This window comes from Halovivax limisalsi (assembly GCF_023093535.1).
GTDB classification, from domain to species: Archaea; Halobacteriota; Halobacteria; order Halobacteriales; family Natrialbaceae; genus Halovivax; species Halovivax limisalsi.
Genome location: NZ_CP095757.1, coordinates 794,421 through 817,854, shown reverse-complemented (window position 1 = coordinate 817,854; position 23,434 = coordinate 794,421). Strand labels below are relative to the sequence as shown.

General features: G+C 68.4%; 17 protein-coding genes and 1 pseudogene. 9 read left to right on the top strand and 9 right to left on the bottom strand.

The window, feature by feature from the left end; all coding sequences use genetic code 11:
• Positions 1-187 precede the first annotated feature (187 nt).
• Entirely contained in the window at positions 188-529 is a 342-nt protein-coding gene (locus MXA07_RS03555; protein ID WP_247730675.1) for a hypothetical protein, read from the top strand.
• A gap of 24 nt (positions 530-553) precedes the next feature.
• Here MXA07_RS03555 and MXA07_RS03550 read toward each other — a convergent pair whose 3' ends face one another.
• The 4 genes from MXA07_RS03550 to MXA07_RS03535 form a co-directional block, all read right to left on the bottom strand.
• Positions 554-991 carry a hypothetical protein gene (locus MXA07_RS03550; protein WP_247730674.1) on the bottom strand — a complete coding sequence of 146 codons (438 nt, stop codon included), beginning with the start codon at positions 989-991 and terminating at the stop codon, positions 554-556.
• 179 nt (positions 992-1,170) lie between these two features.
• Positions 1,171-1,605 (bottom strand): toxin-antitoxin system TumE family protein, encoded by a 435-nt coding sequence (locus MXA07_RS03545; RefSeq protein ID WP_247730673.1) that lies wholly within the window; start codon positions 1,603-1,605, stop codon positions 1,171-1,173.
• A gap of 8 nt (positions 1,606-1,613) precedes the next feature.
• Entirely contained in the window at positions 1,614-2,147 is a 534-nt protein-coding gene (locus MXA07_RS03540; protein WP_247730672.1) for a DUF7342 family protein, read from the bottom strand.
• A 96-nt stretch (positions 2,148-2,243) separates the two neighbouring features.
• The gene (locus tag MXA07_RS03535; RefSeq protein WP_247730671.1) at positions 2,244-3,416 is read right to left on the bottom strand and encodes a M20 family metallopeptidase; all 1,173 of its coding nucleotides are present in this window, start codon (positions 3,414-3,416) and stop codon (positions 2,244-2,246) included.
• Positions 3,417-3,640: 224 nt separating this feature from the next.
• Between MXA07_RS03535 and MXA07_RS03530 the strand changes: the two genes are divergently transcribed.
• The 3 genes and pseudogenes from MXA07_RS03530 to MXA07_RS03520 form a co-directional block, all read left to right on the top strand.
• Positions 3,641-3,937 (top strand): AbrB/MazE/SpoVT family DNA-binding domain-containing protein, encoded by a 297-nt coding sequence (locus tag MXA07_RS03530; protein ID WP_247730670.1) that lies wholly within the window; start codon positions 3,641-3,643, stop codon positions 3,935-3,937.
• A 183-nt stretch (positions 3,938-4,120) separates the two neighbouring features.
• Positions 4,121-5,371, top strand: a complete 1,251-nt coding sequence (locus tag MXA07_RS03525; protein WP_247730669.1) for an RNA-guided endonuclease InsQ/TnpB family protein — start codon at positions 4,121-4,123, stop codon at positions 5,369-5,371.
• 62 nt (positions 5,372-5,433) lie between these two features.
• Positions 5,434-5,751 (top strand): annotated as a pseudogene (locus tag MXA07_RS03520) (PIN domain-containing protein); the annotation flags it as partial.
• A gap of 70 nt (positions 5,752-5,821) precedes the next feature.
• On the opposite strand, the gene MXA07_RS03515 reads toward MXA07_RS03520, so the two are convergent.
• Genes MXA07_RS03515 through MXA07_RS03505 form a run of 3 tightly spaced genes read right to left on the bottom strand, consistent with a single transcriptional unit; the run spans position 5,822 to position 8,954 of the window.
• Positions 5,822-6,757, bottom strand: coding sequence for a DUF7982 domain-containing protein (locus MXA07_RS03515; RefSeq protein WP_247730667.1), 936 nt, complete (start codon positions 6,755-6,757; stop codon positions 5,822-5,824).
• Positions 6,754-7,458 (bottom strand): DUF8163 family membrane protein, encoded by a 705-nt coding sequence (locus MXA07_RS03510; RefSeq protein WP_247730666.1) that lies wholly within the window; start codon positions 7,456-7,458, stop codon positions 6,754-6,756. Before MXA07_RS03510 ends, MXA07_RS03515 begins: the two co-directional genes overlap by 4 nt.
• The gene (locus tag MXA07_RS03505; protein WP_247730665.1) at positions 7,455-8,954 is read right to left on the bottom strand and encodes a DUF58 domain-containing protein; all 1,500 of its coding nucleotides are present in this window, start codon (positions 8,952-8,954) and stop codon (positions 7,455-7,457) included. The genes MXA07_RS03510 and MXA07_RS03505 overlap by 4 nt, the downstream gene beginning before the upstream one ends.
• 199 nt (positions 8,955-9,153) lie before the next feature.
• Here MXA07_RS03505 and MXA07_RS03500 point away from each other — a divergent pair, with 199 nt between their 5' ends.
• Complete coding sequence (locus MXA07_RS03500) at positions 9,154-11,250, top strand: hypothetical protein (protein ID WP_247730664.1); 2,097 nt, start codon at positions 9,154-9,156, stop codon at positions 11,248-11,250.
• 70 nt (positions 11,251-11,320) lie between these two features.
• On the opposite strand, the gene MXA07_RS03495 is transcribed toward MXA07_RS03500, so the two are convergent.
• Positions 11,321-11,914 carry an NADPH-dependent FMN reductase gene (locus MXA07_RS03495; RefSeq protein WP_247730663.1) on the bottom strand — a complete coding sequence of 198 codons (594 nt, stop codon included), beginning with the start codon at positions 11,912-11,914 and terminating at the stop codon, positions 11,321-11,323.
• A 160-nt stretch (positions 11,915-12,074) separates the two neighbouring features.
• Between MXA07_RS03495 and MXA07_RS03490 the strand changes: the two genes are divergently transcribed.
• Positions 12,075-13,241, top strand: coding sequence for a DUF1616 domain-containing protein (locus tag MXA07_RS03490; RefSeq protein ID WP_247730662.1), 1,167 nt, complete (start codon positions 12,075-12,077; stop codon positions 13,239-13,241).
• 395 nt (positions 13,242-13,636) lie between these two features.
• Here the strand turns inward: MXA07_RS03490 and MXA07_RS03485 are convergent, their stop codons facing one another.
• Complete coding sequence (locus MXA07_RS03485; RefSeq protein ID WP_247730661.1) at positions 13,637-19,060, bottom strand: CARDB domain-containing protein; 5,424 nt, start codon at positions 19,058-19,060, stop codon at positions 13,637-13,639.
• A 454-nt stretch (positions 19,061-19,514) separates the two neighbouring features.
• Between MXA07_RS03485 and MXA07_RS03480 the strand changes: the two genes are divergently transcribed.
• The 3 genes from MXA07_RS03480 (at position 19,515) to glmS (ending at position 23,420) form a co-directional block, all read left to right on the top strand.
• A complete protein-coding gene (locus MXA07_RS03480) occupies positions 19,515-19,853 on the top strand; it encodes a cupin domain-containing protein (protein WP_247730660.1) in 339 nt (112 codons plus the stop codon).
• A gap of 308 nt (positions 19,854-20,161) precedes the next feature.
• Positions 20,162-21,424 carry a sugar phosphate nucleotidyltransferase gene (locus tag MXA07_RS03475; protein ID WP_247730659.1) on the top strand — a complete coding sequence of 421 codons (1,263 nt, stop codon included), beginning with the start codon at positions 20,162-20,164 and terminating at the stop codon, positions 21,422-21,424.
• Positions 21,425-21,497: 73 nt separating this feature from the next.
• Positions 21,498-23,420, top strand: a complete 1,923-nt coding sequence (gene glmS / locus MXA07_RS03470) for a glutamine--fructose-6-phosphate transaminase (isomerizing) (protein ID WP_247730658.1) — start codon at positions 21,498-21,500, stop codon at positions 23,418-23,420.
• Positions 23,421-23,434: the final 14 nt, after the last annotated feature.

Here is a 23,434-nt window from a genome sequence, read left to right as displayed (position 1 = left end):
TCACGGATCGTAGGTCGCTGTATGACCGCACCGCTCACGACCCTGGTACGCGCCGGTTCTCCTGATAGCAGCCGTCGTCGCCTCGCCCCGGGCGACGCTGCTCGGGCCGGCTTTGGCTGCGATAGTACGCCCGCTCGCATCGCCGAGAACGCCCCCATCGTCGAGGTCGGCTGGCTCGGTCGGGCCGATGGTTGAATTCCCGGATCTCGCGGTCAACCTGATCTACAGCGTGCTCTGTCTCGTCCCGGGATTCCTGAGTCTGCAGGTCGTCCGCGCCCTGACGGATCGCGAGCGCGAGTTGAGCGAGTTCGAGAAGACCACCTGGAGCCTCCTCGGCAGCGGCCTTTCGCTATCCCTGCTCTACTTCGGGTACGTCGCCGTTCGAGCTTTCGAGACGGGCGAACTCGTCCTCGTCCACGCGCTCGATCTGGGCTGGGTGGCGCTCGTGGTGGTCTATCCGCTCTTGCTGCTTGTGGCACTGCTCGTCGGCCTCGTGGTCGCGCCGGTTCTCGCGGTGCTCGGGGTGTAAGAGCGTATAGCAAGCGGTGTCAAATTAACAAGTTCCCCACCACGTTTCCTCATCGACCAATAAGAAATCAGTTATCCGCCGTTGGCAATGGAAGCGAATATCTATACAATCCCCGTTATTCGCGTGCGGATGGTCCGACGGAGCGAGCGATTGACGATTCACGTTCGGATTTCTTGAATCGGAGTAAACGAGTACGTACTCGCCAAATTCAGTTCCCCACCCCTCCTCAAGTATCGTATCCTCATTTCCCGGCAGTTCGACTGTCTCGCTGAAAATTTGCTCGCCACTACGTTCAATTCGAAGTGAAAACTCCACGAATTCATCTTCCCAGTTCGCTATTTGGATATTCCCGATGCGGATTCCAGTACCAGAATCCGCCAGCAATCGACTTGCGCAGCCGGAAACGGTAGTCGCACTGACCGCTGCGAGCACCCGACGACGGCATACTGGAACGTCCACCATATATTGTTATAATATATTTCATATAGGGTAGTATAAAATGTGCGCCGTATTTGGCCCGTCGAAAGCGGGACAGTGTCTCTCATTTCGATCAAAATTCCGATGGGCGGCGGGGAAGTCGACCACAGGAACAGGCGATCCTCCCGTGATCGTATCCACCCTCGAACGCCACCGTATCGGTGTCACCCCGACCGAAGCTCCGGGAGCCGCGTTTCGACCTCGTCGAGGATGAGCCGTAATACGTCGCGGTGGTCGATCGGCCACGAGGCGTCGTCGCCGGGGGTACTGGCATCGGGTGGCGGGTGGAAGCGATCGCGGGTGTTGTGGGAATTCGGGTGGCGGTCCCACCGGCACTCCCAGGTATGATCTGCGTGAGACTCCCGATAGTGAACGGAGAAATCGTCGTTCGTGTACCAGCGGACGTTCAGGTTCGCCGCCGCGACGGATTCGGGATAGTACGACGAGGCGAGCGTAACCCGAAGTTCGAGATGGCCACTCGCATCCGTGACGGCCGCCTCCGCGACCTGGTCAGTCGCCCGGAGGCGCGTCTCCAGAAACTCGAGAATGGGGCGATCGATGGGTGCCGGACCGCCGCCATCCCCCGTTGGCGGTGTCATCGACGTCTCTAGCCGGAGACCCGTTCGGTTCCGGCCCCGCTTCGTTGCTGGCGAGCGCGTTCGTACCGCGTTCGCTCCTCCCGAGCGGTCTCCCAGTCGCGCAGGTCACCGTAGACGTCGTCGATGGTCCGGTCGTCGCTCGCTTCCGCGGCGGCGACGGCGTCGACGGCGGCTGGAGTCGACGCGTCGTAGGCGTCCTCGTAGGATTCGATACGCGCGGTCAATTCCCGGACGCGTTGCTGGAGGGCGTCGACGGAGTGGTCGGCAGCGAGCCGGTCGATCCGTCGCCACTCGAAGTAGGTATCGTTGCGCTCGTACGTGGTCGGCTGCCCGTCGTAGCGGGTGACGATACCGAGTTCGCCGAACCAGCCCAGGTACTTTCGCGCGGTTTTCGGATCGCAGTCCGCCCGCTCGGCGATTACGGTCGCCGTCGTCGGTTCGCGCGTCTGAAGAATCGTCCCGTACACGCGCTGCTCGACGTCGTCACCGCGAAACGGATCCTCGAAGGTGGGCGGACCGTTCGTCGACTCGCCGTCGGACATACGCGGTCTTGTGTGACTACGGACATAATTCTTTCTTCGAGGAATAGTTTCCCGAGACGGCGACCCCTCCCTCGCGTCGGCGATTCGACCCAGCCGCTACCCGACGCAGCCCTCCGCCACCGCCCGGTAGACCGCCCGGCACCGCTCGAGGACGTCGATCGAGACACTCTCGTCGGCGGTGTGAGCCTCGCCGGGTTCGGCGGGCCCGCAGATCACGCAGGCCGTCCCTGCCTCGGCGAGCCAGCCCGCGTCCGTCGCGTGGGGTTTCGTGACGTGGGACGGTGCCGGCTCGCCGCGCCGGTCGTGGACCCGGCGAGCGGCGTCGAGTACCGACTCCGCGAAGTCGTCGTCGCTGCAGGCCATCGGCGGCAAGTCCTGGTCGACGGTCCACGTCACGCCGTCGATCGACTCGACGCGCTCGAGGGTGGCGCGCTCGCCGGGCACCGTCCGCTCGTCGACGGTGATCGTACACCGCTCGGGAACGACGTTCCAGGCCGTCCCGCCGTCGATCTCCGTGACGGCGACGCTGCCCGACAACGACTCACCCGCGACCGAAACAGTCGGGACCGAGAGTTCGCGCACGACGTCGACCGCGTCGCTCGCCCGGTAGATGGCGTTGGTTCCCGCCTCCGGTTCGCTGGCGTGGGCGGCCCGCCCGCGGGCGGTGATCGTACTCCCCCGGCGACCGCGGTGAGCGACGACGACGTCCGTCACGCCGTCGGTCGAGTAGTTCGTCGAGCCCTCACCGACGACGGCGGCGTCGGGCGCGAAGCCGTGCTCGATGGCGTGGCGGGCTCCCTCGCCGCCGACCTCTTCGCCCACGAAACTCGCGAAGACGAGTTCTCCGGGGCCGTTCGACTCGCCGCCCGCCACGCGGCCGTCGGCCACCTCGGCGTCGCGAAACGCGAGCGCCATCGCGGCCACCGCGCCCTTCATGTCCGCGGTGCCGCGACCGTAGAGGCGCCCGTCGCGCTCCTCGACGACGTACTCGTCGCCGGTCGCCGTACCACGTGCGTCACCCGCCGCCACCTGCGAGTCGCCAGTCGTCACCTGCGAGTCGTCCGGCGGGACGACGTCGTGGTGGCCGACGAGGGCGAGCGTCGGGCCGTCCGGGTCGCCGCGACGGGCGACGACGTTGCCGGCGTCGTCGCGCTCGACCGACGCGTCCGTTTCGGCGCGCAGCCACGCTTCGAGCCGGTCGCCCGCGGCGGTCTCGTCGTCGTGGCTGGGGATCGACACCAGTTCGCGAGTGAGGGCCGTGACGTCCATGGGCGACGGATTCGTGGGCCGGGACCGTCTGTCTGTGGGTCGCTCGCTCGGGGAGTCGTCCTGGCGATGTCCCTCGTCACCCGCGGCGCCGCCGTCGGCTTCGTGCCGGATAGCGGAATGCGCTGCGGATTCTCCAGTGTGAATATAGCACCTAGCTCGTACCTTCACCATCTAGTTGGGAGCAGTAGCTTTAGTACTACACAGATAGCTAGGTACTACCAAGGATGTCCAGTTGTACGAACGAGCCCGCCGTGGTAAACGTCTCGCAGAAAGGGCAGGCGACGATTCCGAAGCGGTTACGGGAGAAATTCGGGATCGAGACGCCGGGAGCGGTGTTCGTCTACGAAGCGGACGACCGGATCGTTATCGAGCCGGTGCCCTCACCCGAGGAACTGCACGGCATTCACGCCGGGGAGCACGAGGACGGCGAGATCCTGAAACGCGCGCGGGCACACAAAGCGGCGGAAAAACGCCGCGAGGAGGCGAAGGCCGATCGATTGCGTCCGGACGACGAGAAATGACTGACGAGTACGTATTCGATGCCGAAGCGATCATCGCGTACCTCTATCTTTCTGCGAGGAGGGATTCCCACCGTTTACGGCGGGAGAGAATACGACACTCCCTCGACAATCTACGGACGATTGCAGGCCAGATATTCCACGCTCATCCACACCATTAATTAGTTTTGTCTACATAGGCTATCTATGGCGATTGAGGTCACACGCACCTACGTTGGTTCCATCCAGAACCAGCATCAGGTCTGCGATGGCCTCGACTCACTCGGAGATTCCGCCTCGAAAATCTGGAACGTCGCACGATGGACAGCAGACCGTATCTGGGATGCAACCGGCGAAATCCCCGATGAGGGAACGCTGAAATCGTATATGAAGAACCAGTCATGCTGGAAAGACTTGAACGCACAATCAAGTCAGAAAGTCATCGAAGAACTTTCTGACGCTTTCCAGTCGTGGTTCGACTTGCGACACAAAGACCCAGAGACGAATCCGCCCGGCTACCGAAAACAGGGCGATACCCGACCGCGTTCCACGATCACGTTCAAAGCAGACGGCTTCAGACACGACCCCGGAAACAACCGTGTCCGACTCAGCAAAGGGTCGAACCTCAAGGGGAATTGGTCGGACTTCCTGCTTTGTGAGTACCAGACCCGACCAGACGTCGACCTCTCGGAAGTCACCCGAGTGCAAAACGTTCGTGCTGTCTGGAACGGCAACGAGTGGGAACTGCACTTCGTCTGCAAAGTCGAACTCAATCCGAATGACTCAGCAGGCGACGGTGTTGCAGGTATCGACCTTGGCATCATGAATATCGCAACCGTCGCCTTCCCCGATGAGTACGTCCTGTACCCTGGTAACTCCCTCAAAGAAGACAAACACTACTTCAAGCGATCCGAATACGATACTGAGGGTGAGAATGGCCCGTCTGAGAAGTCGATGTGGGCGCGTCGGAAACTCACTGACCGTGAAACCCACTTCTACCACGTTCTCACGGATACCATCATCACGGAGTGTGTTGAACGTGGTGTTGGCACGCTCGCGGTGAGTTGGCCCGAAGACGTGCGCGAGTCGGACTGGGGCAAGACTGGTAACAAGAAACTCCATACGTGGGCGTTCGACCGCATCTCCCAGTACCTCGAATACAAAGGCGAGATTCGTGGCGTCGAGGTGCTGAAAGAGAACGAGTGGAACACCTCGAAAACGTGTTCGGCATGTGGTGACGACACGAAGTCGAATCGGAAGTATCGTGGCTTGTACGTCTGCTCGTCATGTGAATTGGTAGCCAACGCAGATTGTAACGGGGCGGAGAACATGCGACAGAAGATAACTCCGAGTCCTCATGGCGAGGATAGGAGTAACGGCTGTGTGGCACAGCCATCGACCTACCTGTTCGACCGCGAGAGCGGTATGTTCCGCACGAGAGAACAGGTCGTGTCGTAGACCGGCAAATATCCCAACTGCAGTACGGGAAGCCTCGCCATTTACGGCGAGGAGGATGTCACCTGTCCGAAACCAACGCAAGTGAGGTGTACTACCTCGTCGCACGGTTCCAGGGGACCGACGACGAACCGACCGACGATTCGATGCGAGTCGCCGACAGGGACGTGCGAGCACTCCATCGGCAGGGAGTGCAAATCGAGGCAGCCGACTGGCGCCTCGCCGGCCGGATAAAAGCCGACGGGCAGCTCTCACTCGCCGACGCGTACGCCGTCGCACTCGCACACGACATCGAAGCCACGCTCGTCGTCGGCGCGGACGACGATTTCGACGAATTGCCGGTCGAAGTCGACTGCCGCCGGTTTCGGGATCAGGGCGTCTGACGTAACGTGCTGTCTGTCGGTGCTGATCGGTCGCCGACCCGAGATGGCGAGCGATCTGTGGCCAGCCGACTCAGTCCATCTCCCACCGGCAGGTGACGAGCCATTCGCCGTCCTCGCCGGGGTCGACGGAGACGGAGACGGGTGCCTCGACCGCCTGCGCGAGGCCGACGGCGACGAGGGACGGGATCGGGTGGTCGAACCGGTCGAGGTCGCCGAACGCGCTGCCCTCGACCGCGAGCGTCAGGCGGCCGGGTTCGACGTCCGGCGTCGCCGAGCGCGCGAGCTCGAACTGCTCGACGATCGCGTCCGCGAGCTGCGTCGCGAGGACCGCGGGGTCGTCGGCCGGGTCGGCCGTGACCGCGCGCTCGAAGGCCTCGTAGAGCCCCTCGCCCGTGGGTTCGAGGACGAGTCCGCGTTCGTCGGAGTCGGTGACGATCGGGCCGTCGTCCGGGTCGGGAAACGTCGGCTCGGCCCGCTGGGGAACGAAGAGGCTGGCGCCTGGTTCGTCGGGGAGGTAGTAGGCCGCGTCCCGCAGGTCGAGCGCCGCGGCGAGCGCGCTCGCGTTCCGGGCCTGGGCCCCGTAGACGCGCTCGCCGACGTCGGCGGCGACGTACTGGCCGGGCGAGAGGGTGTAGGTGAGCAGGCCGCCGATCACGCCGACGCCCGCGAGGGCGAGCAGGACGTCCCGGCCCTGGGGAAAGAGCAATCCGCCGAGGAGGGCGAGCAGCCCGACCGCGACGAGACCGAGAGCCGTCCGTCGGTACCGTACCTGACGGGCCCGGGCGTACTCCTCGCGCAGCCGGCGGTTCTCCGCGGCCAACAGGTCGCGCTCGACGGCGAGTTGCTCGGGGTCGGGCTCGTCCCCGGCGGCCTCATCGCCCGGAGCCGACCCGGCTTCCGCACGGACGGGTTCGCCCTCGGCAGGGCCGTCCGCTGAAGCGGTCGAACCTTCGGCGTGGCGATCGGCGTCGGCCGCGTCGTCTCGCGATGTGTCGGTCTGGCTCATGCGTCGGAGTGTGTCGTGTCTGGGCGTCGAGTCGGGTCGGAGCCGGTTCCGCCGTCGGTAGCGCTGCGCGGGCCCGCATCGACTCCGCCGTCTGCAGTACTCGTCTCGCCGGTCGCCGCGTCCGGACCCGGCCCGGGCGGCGTCGTCGCCGATAACGCTCCCGTCTCGTCGGCCGCGTCGGAAACGAGGTCGAACCGGACGAGGGTGACCCGGTGGACGGCGTAACTCGCGAGCGAGAGCGCGAGCAGGAGCACCAGGCCGGCCAGCCAGGGCGACCCGGCTCGCAGGGGCAGCCAGGTCGCGCCGCCGAGCCCGGCGATGGCGACGACCGCCGCGACCGTCGGCCGACCCCGCGGGCGACTCGACGCGACGACGATGCCGGCGAATCCGGCCTCGATCGCGACGATCGCGAGCGGGGCGAGGTCCGCGGGGGCCAGCACCGCGAGGGCGACGTGGCCGCCCGCGACGGCGAACGGGACCGCGAGAGCGGAGACGCCGGCCCGACCGCCATGGGCGAGCGCGATCCAGCAGGCGATCGTCACCAGCGCGACGAGGAGGCCGGCGGGGCCGAGCGCGATTGCAAGCAGGGCGGCCGTGGCCACGAGTGCACCGACGACCGGCCACGCCGAGTTCCGCGGGTCGACGCCAGCTCCAGCACGGGCGGCGCCCACACCGACCAGGGCACGCATGCGATCGATCACGGTCGACCACCACCCGAGCGGTTGGCGCCGGCCGGGGCACCGGGTCGAGCGTCCCCGCGCTGGCCGACGGACGAGCCGCCGGTCGTCCGCGAGAGGACGGCCGAGAGGCGATCGGCGGGGCCGGCTTCGAGCGCCGTGACGCCGTCGATGCGGTCGAGTTCGCTCCTGAATTCCTCGAAGTCGGCGTAGCGCGACCGCGCGCGATCCAGCGACGCGAGGCCGCCCGGTTCGTAGAGGACGGTCGGGGCGAGGACGACCAGCACCGTCGCGCCGCGGCGCCGAGCGTAGGTGATCGTCTCTCGCAGTTCGTCGCGGGTCGCGTCGTCGGTGAAACAGACGAGCCAGGCGTCGCCGGGTTCGCTGGCGAGGGCCCGCGTGACGCCTTCGAAGAGCGGGCGACCCTCGGCGTGGGCCGTCATCGGCGGTCGATCGGCGTAGAACGGGCGTAACGTGCGGGAAAATGCGGAGCCGTCGCCGAGGTCGGCGAGCGCTCGGCGGCGAGCGACCGGTGCGGATCGGTCCGATCGCCCGGCGATCGACGCTCCTGTCGAGCGAGCCGGATCCGACGGTTCGAGGTCGAGGAGGGTTCGACGGATGCGGCCGTACGTGTCCGGGGTCGAGGCGCTGTCGACGCGGCGAACGCCGTCCTCGCTCACCGTCACGAGACCGGTCGGATCGCCCAGTCGGCGGGCGCTGGCCGCGACGGCCAGAGCCACCTCGCGGAGGTACGCGAGCTTGGACTCGGCGGGCGGGCCGGTCGCGAGCGGGGGGCGCTCGTCGACGACGAGGATCGTCCGTCGATCGGTCTCGGCCTCGTACTCCCTGACGTGCGGCGTCGCGAGCCGGGCCGTCGCCTTCCAGTCGATCTGGCGCAGCAGGTCGCCAGGCTGGTACTCGCGAAGCTCCGCCGCCTCGATCCCCGAGCCCCGCCGGCCCGCGGCGTGCTCGCCGAACGTGCTGGCGAGCTGGTCGCCGCCGGCGCCCACGTGGATCGACCGCGGCCCGCGGGGCTCGACCGTCACCGTCGCGGGCTCGCCGACCGGAACCCGCTGGGTGAACAGCCCGTCCGAAAGGGTGAGCGTCGGCCGGGATAACCGGTGTCGCCCGGCGATCGGCCACTCGACGTCGACGGTCGTCCGGGCCGACGGCTCGGCCGGATCGACGGCGAGGGAAAGCGGTTCGTCCGCGACGGCGGCGGTCGGCGGCGTCACCTCGACGGCCACGTCGGGCGTCGCGAGCGGAGCTTCGGCCGAAACCGAGAGCGCGACCGGCGTCGTCGCCCCGGTGCGAACGGCCCGACGGCCGGGTTCGACGCGAACCGACAGCCCGTCGGCGGTCGAGCGGGCCGCCCGCAGGAAGCGATACTGCGCGGCGAGCAGCCACGCGCCGACGAGGGTCGCACCCGCGAGTGCCAGCGGGTCGGCCACCACGACGGCGTAGCCGACCAGCACGGCGGCGAGTGCGTAGGCGCTTGCCCCTCGGCGCGTGGGTCGCATGGTTTCGGTGTCAGTCGGTACACTGTTGAACCTACTGGTTCGGCCCGCGGGCGCGTCGAAGCCGGGTTCGCCGTTCACGGTGCGGCGGCAACGGCCTCGGCAACGACGCGACGGTCGACAGCTCGGTGGTGGGTACGGCGGCGGACCGACAGACCCGCGAGCGAACAGGTTTATGGCCCGGAAGCCGAAGGGACCGGTAGTGAACGCGTCGCCGTCTCGTCGCAGACTCCGGGCCGTGCTGGTCGTCTGCCTGCTGGTGATCGCGGGGGCCGCGCCAGCGGCCGCTGCGGGAGGCGGCGGCGCACTCGAAGCCAGCGCGACCGGTCCGGCGGTCGCTTCCATCGCCGACGCCGGGTCGGCACAGACGGACAACGAGACAGTCAGGCACCGACATCCCGACGAGTACGCGCGCGAAGCCGACGGCGGGGCGTTCTCGTCGTGGCTCGAGGGCGAACTGGCCTCGCGACTGGGGCGGAGTTCGGTCCACCTCTCCGAGGGCGACTACGACCTCGCCAGGGAGTTCGTCGACGAGGAGTACGAGCAGTTGCTCTCCGATTACGTCGAGGTCGCTGACGAGGAAGCACGGGACGAGCGCGCCGACGACGTCGAGCGTGCGAGCGAGGAGCACCGGGCGCTCATCGACGCACTCGAGCGCTACAACGCGACCCACGACACCTACCGCGAGACGCTGGACGGCAACGAGACACGCGCCCGTGGCATCGCCCGCGAACTGGAGGGGCTCGCCGTCGAGATCAACCAGTCGACCGCCGAACTCGTCGCAACCTACGAGTCGATCCGGAACGAGAGCGAGGTCAACCTCACCGCGACGATCGAATCGATACGGACGGCCAACGCGGACGTCCAGGAGACGCAGGCGGCGGTTCGCGATCGGGTGTTCGTCGGGACGATCCTCTCGGTCCGGGCAGCCGACGATACGGCGTCGTTCCGCGATCCGCTCTCGATGACCGGATCGCTCGAAACGATCGAGGGAGCGCCGGTCGCGAACGAACGGATCCGCCTTGCGGTCGGCGAGCGGACGCAGAACGTGACGACGGACGAGACGGGCGCGTTCTCGCTCACCTATCGGCCCGTCTCCGTCCCGGCCGACGCGGACGCGATCCGGGTCGCGTACGTCCCCGAACGAACCGCACCGTACCTCGAAAGCGAGGCGACTGCGAACGTGTCGATCGACCCCGTCGACGCGGATCTCGATCTCTCCGCGACCCCGGATCGAGCGGCGTTCGGCGATCGGATCGAGCCGCGGGGCCTGGTGTCGGTCGACGGGGTCGCCGTGCCCGGGCTCGCGCTCGACGTCGTCGCCGACGGCGAGCGTCTCGGCACGGTCGAAACGGACGAGACCGGCACCCTGAACGGCTCGGTCGAACTGTCCGCGGCCGTCGAGGACGGCGACCGGACCCTGCGGGTCGAGCCGACAGGGGCCGCCGGCGCCGTCGGCGTCGACGCGGAATCGACGCTCACCGTGACGGAGACCGCCACGACGCTATCGCTGGCGGCCGAGCGAGCGGGGCCGCGGACGCTGCGGGTGGCCGGGACGCTCGCCGCGGACGGAACCGCCGTCGAGGGCCGGACGATCGACGTCCGCGTCGACGGGACGACCGCCGCGACCGTCGAGACCGACGAGAACGGCACGTTCGCCGGAACCGTCGAACACCGGGCGAACGGGGACGGCACTGTGACCGTCGAGGCCGCGTTCGACGGAGCCGGGAGCAACCTCGCCGGCACCAGCGAGGGGGCGACCGTCGCGGTCGCCGCCGGGGCGTCCGATGGCGGGCTCCTCGATTCGCCGGTCGTCCTCGCCGGCATCGCGCTCCTCCTGCTCCTCCTCGCGGGCGCCGGCGTCTGGTACTGGCGGGCTCGCCGGACGGCGACCGACGAGACCGGTACCGAGAGCGGGTCGACCGACGAACAGACGACCGACTCGATCCCCGCGGCGACGCCGGGCGCACCCGCGGGGGACGCGTTACTCGCCGACGCCGAATCGGCGCTGTCAGCTGGTCGCGCGGCGACGGCCGTCGAACGTGCCTACGCGGCCGCTCGAAGCGCGCTCGGCGCGCGGATCGACGACCCGTCGGGGCTGACGCACTGGGAGTTCTTCGAGCACTATCGCGAGCGCGGCGAGGGGGTCGACGACCTGCGGACCGTCACCGAGGGCTACGAACGCGCGACGTTCGCTCCCGTACCGACGGACGAGGCGACCGCCGAAGCCGTGCTCGAGCGGGCTCGACGGCTCTGTGCAGGGTCGGACACCCGGGACGGAGCGCCAGCGGACGACTGATCGACGAGGTCGTCGACGCACCGAAGGTGGGCGAGACCGCGGCCGCCCGTCGGCACCAGGTCACGCCCTGTCACTCCGAGTGCGCGCCGGCGCCGACGTTCTCCCGGCTCTCGAAGGACGCGGGATCGGGTTCGATCGTGGCGAACTGGACCGCGCGGACGCCGAGCGTCTCGACGCGGCGGCGAATGTCCGCGTCGACGAGGTCGCGACCCTCGAACCGGCTCGAGGCGTTCGGGATCGCGGCCTGGTGGGGCAGCGTCCAGGCGTCGAGCGCCCGACAGACGACCCGCAGGTGATCGAGCGCGCCGATGGGGAAGCTGCCGCCCGAGACGGCGAGTAGCCCGACGGTCTTGTTCTCGAACTCGTCGAACCCGCAGTAGTCGATCGCGGTCTTCAGGACCGACGAGTACGAGCCGTGGTACATGGGCGTCCCGAGCAGGATGGCGTCGGCCGCCCCGATGCGACGGGTGAGTTCCGGCGCGTCGCCCGCCGAATCGTCGTCGGCGTCGAACAGCGGCAGGTCGAATGTTCGCAGGTCGAGCAGGTCGGTACTCGCGCCCGCCGTACCCGCCGCGTCGAGAGCGTACTCGAGTCCGCGGCGGGTGTAGCTCTCCGCTCGCAGACTCCCCGAGACCGCGACGACGTGGACCGCGTCTTCGGTCATACCGGCCGTTCGGATCGAGGGGACAAAAACGCCGGCGACGGCCCTGCTTCGCCGGGGGGTGAGTTCGGGCGGGTTCGAACCGCGGCCCGGCGAGACGTCGAGCGCGGATCGCGGCGCGGACCGACCCACTTTTGGTACCCACTTCGCTAGAGGGTGACGAATGCGCGTCCCCCGTTCGGTGTGGCTCTCGATTCCGGCCCCGGTCCGTCGCCTCCCCGCGGACCTGGCCGCGGTCGTCGTACTCGTCGTCGCGACGAACGTGACCGTGCTCGCGCCGGTCGTCCGGGAGACGCCGCTGCGCATCGTGTTCGGCCTCGGCTTCGTCCTGTTCCTGCCCGGCTACGCCTTCATCGCCGCGCTCTTTCCCGAGGCGGGCGAGTCGCCGACGGCGGACGAGGGGGACGCCGATTCGGCGGCCGCCGAAGCGGGGGACGACGCGACCGACGAGGACTCGGCCGGATCTGCCGACGCCGCCTGGCCGACGCCGGGGCTGGGCCGATCGGGGATCGACGGCATCGAGCGCGTCGCCCTCTCGTTCGGGCTGAGCATCGCCATCTCCCCCCTGATCGGGCTGGTACTCAACTTCACGCCGTGGGGCATCCGGCTCGTTCCGATCGTAGCGAGCGTGAGCGGCTTCACCCTCCTCGCGACGGTGATCGCCGCCGTCAGGCGGTGGGAGCTCCCGCCGGACGAGCGCTTTCGGGTCCCCTATCGCGAGTGGTACCGGGCCGGTCACGACGAGGTGTTTCACCCCGCGACGCGGACCGACGCGATCCTCAACGTGGCGCTCGCGGCGTCGATCCTCCTCGCCGTCGGCGCCGTCAGTTACGCCATCGTCGTCCCGCCCCAGGGCGAACAGTTCTCGGCGATCTACGTACTCACCGAGGACGACGACGGCGAGCTGGTCGCCGACGACTACCCGACGGAGCTGGTCGCGGGCGACTCGTCCGAGATCGTCGTCGGCGTCGACAACCACGAGCACGAGCGCACCGACTACGCGGTGTTGGTGCTCGAGCAGCGGGTCTCGATCGTCGAGAACGGAACGACCAGCGGCGGCACCGGATCGGTCAACGCGAGCGGGAACGAGACGGTCACGTACGAGACGATCGTCGAGGACCAGCGCGAACTCGACCGGTTCACCACGACGCTCGACCACAACCAGTCCTGGCACCACGCCCACAACGTGTCGCCGACGTTCACCGGCGAAAACGTCCGCGTCGTCTGGCTGCTCTTCCCCGGAGGCGACGTCCCCGCCGAACCCTCGATGGACGACACCGAGTACTCGAATCACCTCTGGATCGACGTTCGGGAACCGGGCGGGGAGTGACGGACGACGACCCAGCCAGCGACGGACTATCTATTGTCTGTAAGTGGTACGGACGGGCGGTGACAGCAGGTGCCGGGTAATCCGGAAGACGATGATTGCGAACGGTTTGACATCAATCCCTACTGGGAGTTTGAACCCGGGTCGTCGGGAGACGGACGTCTCAGAGAGCGTCGATAGGGTCTTGTACGGCGCGGAATTGACCTGACCGTCGGTGATCTAGCACCGATCGAAGACAGCGGTGCACCCTCGGGACGACGGACGAGTCCCTCGATGACTCGGTCCAAGTTCTCCGCGAAGGACGGTCGCCGTTGTGATGGACGCTCATCCGCGACGGCCCCTGGAGCGTCCCTGTCGAACGATCGAAAACCGGTTTGGCCACCGATATCGAATTTCGCTCACCCGATCCGTGCCCTCGCGACTGCGAGCGTGAGCGCCACAACGGCCACGAGCGCGCCGAATCCGGGGACGCCGTCGCCGGCGCTTCCGTCGGCGTCGGTCGGATCGTCGCCGGACCCATCCTCGCCATCCTGCGCGTCCGTCCCGTCCTGCCCGTCCGTTCCGTCGTCCGACCCGCCGTCGGTGCCGTCCTCGCCGTCGTCGGGATTGTCCTGTTCGGTCACCTCGACGGTTCCGACGGACTCGCCGTCGACCGCGATCGCGTGGGTGCCGCTCGACTCGATCGGCGCCGAGAGGGTTACCGTCGCCGTCGCCCCCGCTTCGACGGACACCGTCTCCGTTGTCACGACCGCGCCGTCGATCGAGAGCGGCACCTCGATCTCGCCGGCCGCGTCGCCGTCGTTCGTGACGGTGACCGTCACCGAGAGCGATTCGCCGACCGCGAGTGACGTCGCCGACGGTTGCACGTCGACGATCGAGACGTCGGGTTCCGGCGAGGGCGCCGGCGGCAGCGCCGGGCCGCCGCCACCGCCGTCGTCGGACGACACCGAGACGGTCGTCGCCGCGCGGTCGTCGTCACTCCGGACGGCGAGGCGATAGTCGCCGGCTGCGTCGGGCATCCAGGTGAGCGTACGGGTCGCGTTCTCGCCGCTCTTGAGGGTCCCGGCGGCCCTGTCGATCCGCTCGCCGTCGACGAGCAGCGACACCGAGGCGTTCGTCGAATTCATCCCGACGTTCTCGGCCGCGACGTCCAGTTCCACGGCGTCGCCGGCGACGGGCTCGGCCGTGACGTCGGCGATCGCCAGCTCGACGGTCGGCGGCGCCGGCGTGAGCGCCTCGATCGTCCGTCTCGTGGCCGTCGTGGACGGATCGGCGTCGGGAACCGTCGACTCCGCGAGGAGGCGCACCGTCTCGTTGGCCTCGATCGCGTCGGAATCGAGCAGGAAGCGGGCCGTCCGGAAGGTGGTGTTCGCCGCGCCGGCCTCGAACGCGAGTCGCTCGCTCGCGAGCGCGGTCGACGTCGACCCGTTTTGACCGACCGTAGCCAGAGACACCGTCGCGTTCGCGTCGATCGGACCACCGTTCGAGACCAGGCCGCGAACGGCGATCCCGTCGGTGCGGTTCAGCACACGGATATCGTCGTGGACGGTGAGGGCGGGCTGGTAGAGCCAGGTCGTCCGGGTCGCGTTCGTCACCGACTCGGACGAAACGGTCTCTCCCGTGCGGATGCTGACGGTCGCGGGCGCCGTGCGATTCAGTGCGGCGGGATCGACCGACGCGATCCACGTCACCGTCTCCCCGACGCCGACTGTGGCGATCGTCCCGTTGGCCACCGCGTCGCCGTCGTCGGTGATCGCGACCGGGACGTCGGTCGCGACCGCGCTGCCGTTGTTTTCGACCTCGACCGCGACCGTCTCGTTCGCCGGATCGGAGACGGAGACGTTGGAAATCGACAGCGCGGGGCGTGCGAGGCGAATCGAGGTTTCGGTTCGGGTCGAGGCGGCGGACCGGAGCGACGCGTCAGTCGGCTCACTCCCGGCCGACGCGATCGTTCGGTTCGCGGTCGCGGCGAGGATCCGATCGCGGTGTTCGACGCCCGAGAGCGCCGTCGCGTTCGATTCGACCGAGAGGTCGACCGTCCCCGAGTCCGGGACGGCGACGGTGAGCGTTCCAGCCGCGGTGTCGCCGGTCGCGATGGTGTCGAGCGTCGTCTCGTTGAGCGGGCCGTCCCGATCGGCGATCGTCACCGTCACCGGCTCCGTTCCGTCGACGTCGCCGACGTTCGCGACCTCGAAGTCGATCGAGACGGCGTCGCCGGCGGTCGCGTTCGCGGGGCCGTCCGCCGCGACGGCGTAGCGGGGCCGGGGATCGTGGTCGTAGACGAAGACGTCGTTCTTCGCGGTCATCGAGGCGTTCTGGGCGGCGAAGGCCGAGACGAACGATCCGTTCGCCGTCAGCGCGGTGTCAGGGTACCAGATCGTCAGGTTCTGCGCCGGGGCGTCCGCGAACTGGTGATCGCGGATCCAGCCGTCGCCGCGATCCAGCCGGTAGACGAGGTCGTTCGCCTCGGTCCCCGCGAGCCGGGCGCGATAGGAGAGGACGGCGTTGGCCCCGTCGGTCGACAGCGAGAGTTCGGAGACGCTCGTCGGGTCGCCGTCGAGCGAGAGTGTCCTGTTTTCGCCGTTCCGGCCCTCGACGACGCGGGGCTCCGAGACTTTGCCCTCGACCCAGACCACGCGATCGCCGGCCGTGACGAGGTCCGAAACGGTCCCCGCCGAGTAGGACCCCAGTTGCGTCGTCGCGTTCGCGACGCGTTCCCTGACGACCGTCGACTCGCCGGCGTCCGTCGCGACGTACGCGAGCGAGGCGCCCGTGGTGCCCGGCATCGCACCGACCGCCGGGCGGCTCGCGTTCTCGATCGGGTCGAGCCGGGTCGCGGTGCCGTCGGCGTCGATCCGGGCGACGGCGACGTCCGTCCCAGCGACCGCGTAGGTCCCGCCCGTCTCGTTCTCGACGAGGGCGTCCTGAGCCCAGGCGAGCGCCCAGCCGTCGCCGGTCGGAGCGACCGTCGGCGAGCGATCGCGCCTGCTCGAATTTTGGAGCACGGCTGGGTCGCTCCACGTCTCGCCGTCGTAGACCGAGTAGGCGATCTCCCACGACGGGTAGACCTCGGACGGCTTGACGAACGAGTCGAGCGAGGCGTCGATCCGCGTCCAGGCGGCCAGCAATCGCCCGTCGTCGGTCGCCGCGACGACGGGGCGCTGGTCGTGGCGCGCGTCGTCCGACACCCAGGTGACGTTCGACCACGCGCCGCCGTCGCGGGTTCGGACGGCGATATCGCGACCGTCGGCGACGGGTTTGTCGGCGGCCTGGCGGCTCCAGGCGACGGCGACGGTGCCGTTCCCGCTCGCGATCGCGGGCTGTGCGTCCGCCATGGTGCGATTGGTCAGGCGCTGGAACGGGCCCGTCGGGCGATCGGTCGACGCCAGCGCCGCGGTCGCGCCGACGGCGCTCTCGCCCCCGTCCACGCTCGCCACGCCGGACAGCGGCGCCGGCCCGCGGCGGTCGGGTAGGTGCCAGTCGGGTTCGCTCGTCGCGACGACGTCGGAGGTCGCGGCCCCGTCCGACCCGAGCTCGTGGGTGAACGGCCCGACCTCGAAGTCCGCCTCCTTCCCGCCCGATTTGGCCCAGCCGCTGCCCTCGACCGAGAGTTCGCCGCTCAGGTTCGGCGGGTCCGTGGGGACGTCGAAGCTGCCCTCGAGTCCGCCGGTCGCGCTCACGCCGACGGAACCGGCCGGAACGGGCGTCTGCACGCCGACGGTGAGGTCGGCACCCGGGCTGACGGTCCCCTCCTGGAACGCGAACGTCTCGTTGAACTCGCCCTGGAGGCCGAGCGACGGCGTGAGCGTCGTCTCGACGCCGAGGGGGTCGACGAGCGGCGGGTCGATCTGTAGCGGCGGACCGACCTGCGCGGAGAGGCTCGTGTCGGCCGTCGCGGTCGCCTCGACGAACTCGAGTTTATCCTCGAACGTCGCGTCCGCGCTGACGTCGATACTGAAGCCGTAGCCGAGCAGATCGGTCGAGAAGCCGCCGCTCCCGTAGGCCGTCGCCCGACGGGTGTAACTGTCGTAGCTGATTCCGACGGTCGGGCCCCCGTCGAAGTTCGGCGGATCGACCGTGAGGGGGACGTCCCCGATCGAGAACTCGTAGGCGTTCAGATTGAAGGGACCGTACTCGAGCGTGATCGTTCCCTCGTCGACGCCGACGGTGGTTCCCAGTTTCCCGTCGACCATCCAGTCCATCCACTCGGGGACGGACTGGATTTTCACGTACTCGCGCGCGACGTAGTTCTGCCCGTCGTCGTCTTCGACCGTCACCGAGAGATGCGTGGAGCCATCCAGCTCGCCGAGGTCGAACGCCGCCTCGTAGGCGTCCGCACTCCCGTCAACCGTTTTCTCGCGGCCGCCGAGTTCGAAGCGCACGCGATCGGGCGTCGGCGTCCCGTCCTCGAGGGTGACGGTGAACGTCTCCGGGTAGTTGATCGACGCGAGGGGGACGCCGCCGCGCTCGCGGTCGATCGAGTCGATCCCGCCTTCGGACGGTTCGACGGTGACCTCGCGCTCGTAGGTTTCGCCGTCGACCGTGAGCGAGACCGCGTACGCGCCGGCCTCCGCGTAGGTGTGGGAGACGTACTGCCCCGTCGCGCTCTCGCCGTCGCCGAACTCCCAGTAGTGGTCGGTGCCCGCCGTCCCGGTGAACGTGACCGAATTACCGGCCCCCGGCGAATCCGGCTCGTAGGAAAAGCCGAAGACGGACGACGGATCGACGTCGGTCACGATCGTCTTCGTTCCCGCAGTGCGCTCGGCGAGCCGGGTGGATCCCACCCACTCGCCCTCGTAGATGACCGCCGCCAGAAGGTAGTCGCCCTGCCGGACCTCCGCGGGCGGTTGGACGTCGAACGTCTCGGTCGTGCCCTGGGCGCCGGTGACGTCCTCGTGCCAGATCCGACCCTCGTCGGAGAGGAGCTGGACCGTGGCCCCTTCGAGCGGGGTCTCGCCGTCGGACATGTTCACGGCGACGTCGACCGACACCGTCTCCGGCGCCTGGATCTCCGCCGCGGTCGTTTCGTCGGCCTGGATGGATACCGATCCGGTCGTCCCGACGTACGTGTCTCGGACGAAGGCCTCCACCTCGTAGTCTGCATCGGTCGGGAGGCCGGAGATGGTTCGGGGCGGTTCGAACCCGAGCGGGTCGCTGATCGATTTCTCCGCGAGCAGTTCGTCGGTGTCGGCGTCGTAGATATTCAGCTTCGTGATATCGGAGACGGCCGTCCCGCCGCGGGTGACGTCAACCGACAGCGATCCCGTCGGCTGGGCGACCACGGAGACGGTCGCCGCGTCCGTCTCGAGTCCGGGTGCCGTCCCGATCAGTTCCGTCGACTCGCCGGCCTGCAGACCGAGATCCGTCCGGACGTCGATCCCCTCGAAGATCTTCGAGAAAACGCCACCCGAGTGATCCTGACACGAGACGAACCCCGCCCCGCCGACCTGCTCGACGCAGACCTGTCCGGATTGGGACGCTTCCCCGGTGAGCGTGACGTAGAAACTCTCGCCTTCGGCCACCGTTCCCGGCGGTTGTTCCGTCCACTCGATATAGTCGGCCGCGGAACCGACGGTGCCGTCACTCGACTCGTTCGCGGCGACGGCGATCGAGCCGGTCGGTTCGAGCCGGGCGTAGTCCGACGCCCCGACGGGTTCGAGACCCGAATCGGAGACGGCGAGTGCCGACCCGGCGGGCGGACCCGCGCCGGCCTGGGTCGGCCCGGCGACGGCACCGCCAACGGCGCCGACGACGCCGCCGGCCCCCACCAGTACCATCGCGATACAAACCGCGAGAGAAACGCGCTTCGCGTCCAGACGCATTGATGTAGGCATCATCAAACAACAGCCCAATATATCTTTATATCCTGAATATTCTGTATGATATTTTTTCATTCAGAGGAATGGAGGTTCAATATTGAGGTCTTCAAAATTGTACATCAGCGTACAAACATTGAAGGTGGCAATGCGAGGACGAGCAAGGAGACCTCCGGCGAGTACGGTGGCTCCCCGGAAGGCACGCCGTTTCCTGGCGAGTTGGATCGGGTGGAACCGATCAGAAAGCGGACGATCTCCACCGTCGCCTGGACTTGGTAGCCGTCGCATTCGCGCCGGCTACCGCGTGCGTCTCGACCGACGCGACACTTTATTCCGGAATTTCTCTCCCCGGAACTGCCGTTCTGGGCCACGAAACTGCCGATTCCGCGTCCCACGGCGATTCCACAGGGGGCAGGGAGCCACCGTCCGGCTTTTTACCGACCGGAGGGTCACTACGGCCATGGACCATCACGAATCGGCCGAGCTGCACGAGCCGGTCGACGGGGTCGAGTTAGCGCAACTGTCGAGCGGGGAGTTGATGAGCGTGCAGTACTTCCGGATCGCGCCGGGGGCGAGCGTCCCGATGCACAGCCACCGACACGAACAGGCTGGCTACGTCTTCGACGGCGACCTGACGTTCGTTCTTGCGGACGAGTCGGAGGTCGTCGTCTCGGCGGGCGACTCCTACACGTTTCAGGGGAACGAATCGCACGCGGCCGAGAACCGGGGCAAGGATCCGGTCGTCGGGATCGACGTCTTCAGTCCGCCGCGAACCGATCCGCCCTGGGCGGACGAGTAGCGCCGCCCGGGTGCGGGCGGTGCGGGCCGCGGCGAGCTGGGATCGTCGGAACCAGCAGCTCTCGGTCGGCCGGCTGTGAAACGACGTCCCGCCTTCGATCCCGTCACCGCACGCTGACTCACCGCGGCGCCACTAGCTAGCAGTGTCCGCCCGTCGATGTAACGGTTCGCACGAATAGATACCGGCAACCTGATACGAACGGTAGATCACGCCCGGGATTCCGTATCGCACCTGTATTTTCACCGGTCTATCGCGCGGAACGAAAAAAGCCACAAGACTAACATATCAGTTCGATCATCTCCCGTGATATGCACGACACGTCGGCGGTCGTCCTCGCGGCTGGCGAAGGGCGACGGCTGAGGCCGCTAACTCGCAATCGGCCGAAGCCGATGCTCCCCGGGGCGACGACGCCGATCCTCGAACACCTCCTCGACGAGCTCATCGTCGCGGGCGTGACCGACGTCACGCTCGTGGTCGGCCACGCGCGGAATCGCGTCCAGTCGCACTTCGGGCCGACTTACCGCAACGTCCCGCTCTCCTACGTCACCCAGGAGACCCAGCTCGGTACGGGTCACGCCCTGTTGCAGGCCGCGTCGGCGATCGACGGGCCGACGCTCTGCGTCTACGGCGACCAGCTCGTCGGTCGGGAACTGATCGCGGCCGTACGCGACGGACACGACGGAGCCGCCGCCACGCTCGGCCTGCTCGACCACGGCGACGTCAGTGAGTACGGCGGCGTCCGCCTGGAAGACGGTCGGGTGAGCGAGATCGTCGAACGGCCACGCGCGGGGCGGTCCTACCTCCTCAACGCGGGCGTCTACGTCCTCGACGAGCGGGTCCTCGACGCGACCCGCCGGATCGAATCCTCGCCCGGCGAACGATCGCTCGTCGACGCCATTTCCCGCCTCCTCGAGTCGAACGAACCCGTGACGGGCGTTCGATCGTCGGGCCTGTGGGTCGACGCGACCTACCCGTGGGATCTACTCACGGTGGCTGACGCGCTCTTCGAGCGCGGCCTCGTCGACGGGAGCGCTCCCGCGGGCGACGGACCGGGCGGCAAGAGCGTCGACGAAGCGCGGACCGACACCGCGTCCGGCGTGGCGAGCGAGCGCACCGGCACCGACGACCGGGCCGCACCCGTCGTCCACGAGTCGGCCGTCCTCCGCGAGCCGGTGGCGTTCGGGCCGGACTGCGAGATCGGCCCCGGCGCCGTCGTCGGGCCGTCGGTCGCCGCAGGAGCCAACGCGACGATCGAGTCGAACGCCGTCGTGACCGACAGCGTCCTCGATCGCGACGTCCGCGTCGGCGCTGGAGCGACGCTCGTCGAGTGCGTCGCGGGCCCCGGCGTCGAGATCGGCACCGGTTCGACGGTGGCCGGCGGGCCGAGCGACGTCCGCGTCGGCGAGGAAGTAGCGACCGATGTCCGACTCGGGGCCGTCCTGGCCGACCGGGTGCGCGACGGCGGCGGTGTCACCTACGCGCCGGGGACGGTCGTCGGTGCCAACGCGCAGATCGGGCCGGGGACGGCCGTTTCGGGGGTCGTCGAGGCGGAGACGGAGGTGCGATCCTGATGGTCGCAACGGACGCGAGAAGTGCGGTCCTGCCGGGCGCGACCGGGGCCGCCGGCGCGGAGGTGGCCGACTGATGTGCGGCATCATCGGCTACACCGGCGACGGCGATCACGTGATGGACGTCCTCCTCACCGGCCTCTCCGGACTGGAGTACCGCGGCTACGACTCCGCCGGCGTCGCCATCAGCGAGCCTGAACGCACAGCTGAGACCGAACCGGCGTCGTCGAGAGCGGGAGTAGCATCGACCCCCGCGGAACCGTCGGCCGTTGCGGGCGACGTCACCGTCCACAAGCGCGAGGGCGAACTCGCCGCGCTCGAGGACGCCCTGCCCGACGGCAGCGTCGATGGGGCGGCCGGCATCGGCCACACGCGATGGTCCACTCACGGCCCGCCGTCGGACGCCAACGCGCACCCCCACACCGACTGCAGCGGCCACGTCGCGGTCGTCCACAACGGGATCATCGAGAACTACGAAGAACTGCGCGAGGAACTCGCGGCCGACGGCCACGCCTTCGAGAGCGACACCGACACCGAGGTCGTCCCGCACCTGCTCGAGCGTGAACTGGCACGCGGGGCAGATCCGGAAGCCGCCTTCCGGACGGCCGTCTCGCGGCTGGCGGGGAGTTACGCCGTCGCCGCGGTCGTCGCGGGCGACGAGACGGTCTACGCCGCCCGCCACGAGTCGCCGCTCGTCCTTGGCGTGGGTGGAGACGGCCACTTCCTCGCGAGCGACGTCCCCGCCTTCATCGAGTACACCGACCGGGTGATCTACCTGGACGACGGCGAGTTCGCGACCGTGACGCCGACGGGCGTTCGAATCGCGGACGAACGCGGGAACACGCTCGAGACGAGCGTCGAGACCATCTCGTGGGATCCCGAGGACGCCGGCAAGAGCGGCTACGACCACTACATGCTGAAGGAGATCAACGAACAGCCCGAGGCGATTCGCGACTGCCTCCGCGAGCGCGTCGAGGAGCTGTCGGGGTCGGTGTCCGTGTCGGAACTCGACGATGTCAGCCTTGTACGGGGATCAGCCACCGACGGCGATTCGACCGGTCGACTCCGGCCCGTCCAGTTCGTCGCCTGCGGCACTTCCTACCACGCGGCGCTCTACGGGGCGCGCCTGCTCCGCGAGCGCGGCGTGCCCGCCCAGTCGTTCCTCGCGAGCGAGTACACCACCGATCGCGTCCCAGTCTCGGCCGAGACGGTCGCCGTCGGCGTCACTCAGAGCGGCGAGACCGCGGACACGCTGCGGGCGCTCCGGGAGGCCAACCGAGCCGGTGCGGAGACGATCGCGCTGACGAACGTCGTCGGCAGTTCCGCCGCCCGCGAGTGCGACCACGTCACGTACGTCCGCGCGGGCCCCGAGATCGGCGTCGCCGCGACGAAGACCTTCGCCAGCCAGCAGGTCGCGCTCGCGATGCTCGCCGCAGCGCTGACCGACGGCGGCTCGCAAGCCCTCGTCGAGTCGCTGCGCGCGATCCCCGACGGCATCCAGCGCGTCCTGGACGAGACCAACGCTCGCGCGGTCGCCCGCGAGTTCGTCGACAGCGACGCCTTCTTCTTCATCGGTCGGGGCTACGACGCGCCCGTCGCGATGGAGGGCGCGCTGAAGATGAAGGAGATCACGTACCGCCACGCGGAGGGCTTCGCGGCGGGCGAGCTGAAACACGGCCCGCTCGCGCTAGTGACCGAGGAAACGCCCGTCTTCGCTACGATGACCGACTCACAGAGTGGCGGTGACGGCCTCTCGAAGATCCTCGGCAACGTCAGGGAGGTCGAGGCCCGCGGCGCGCCCGTCGTCGCCGTGACCGACCAGCCGGAGGCGGTCGGCGGCTCGGCCGATCACGTTCTCGAAGTGCCCTCCGTGGGGCCCGCGTTCACGCCGATCCTCGCGAACGTGCAACTCCAGTTGGTGAGTTACTGGGTGGCGAACGAACTCGGCCGCTCGATCGACAAGCCGCGAAATCTGGCCAAGAGCGTCACGGTGGAGTGATCCAGGTCGGGTGT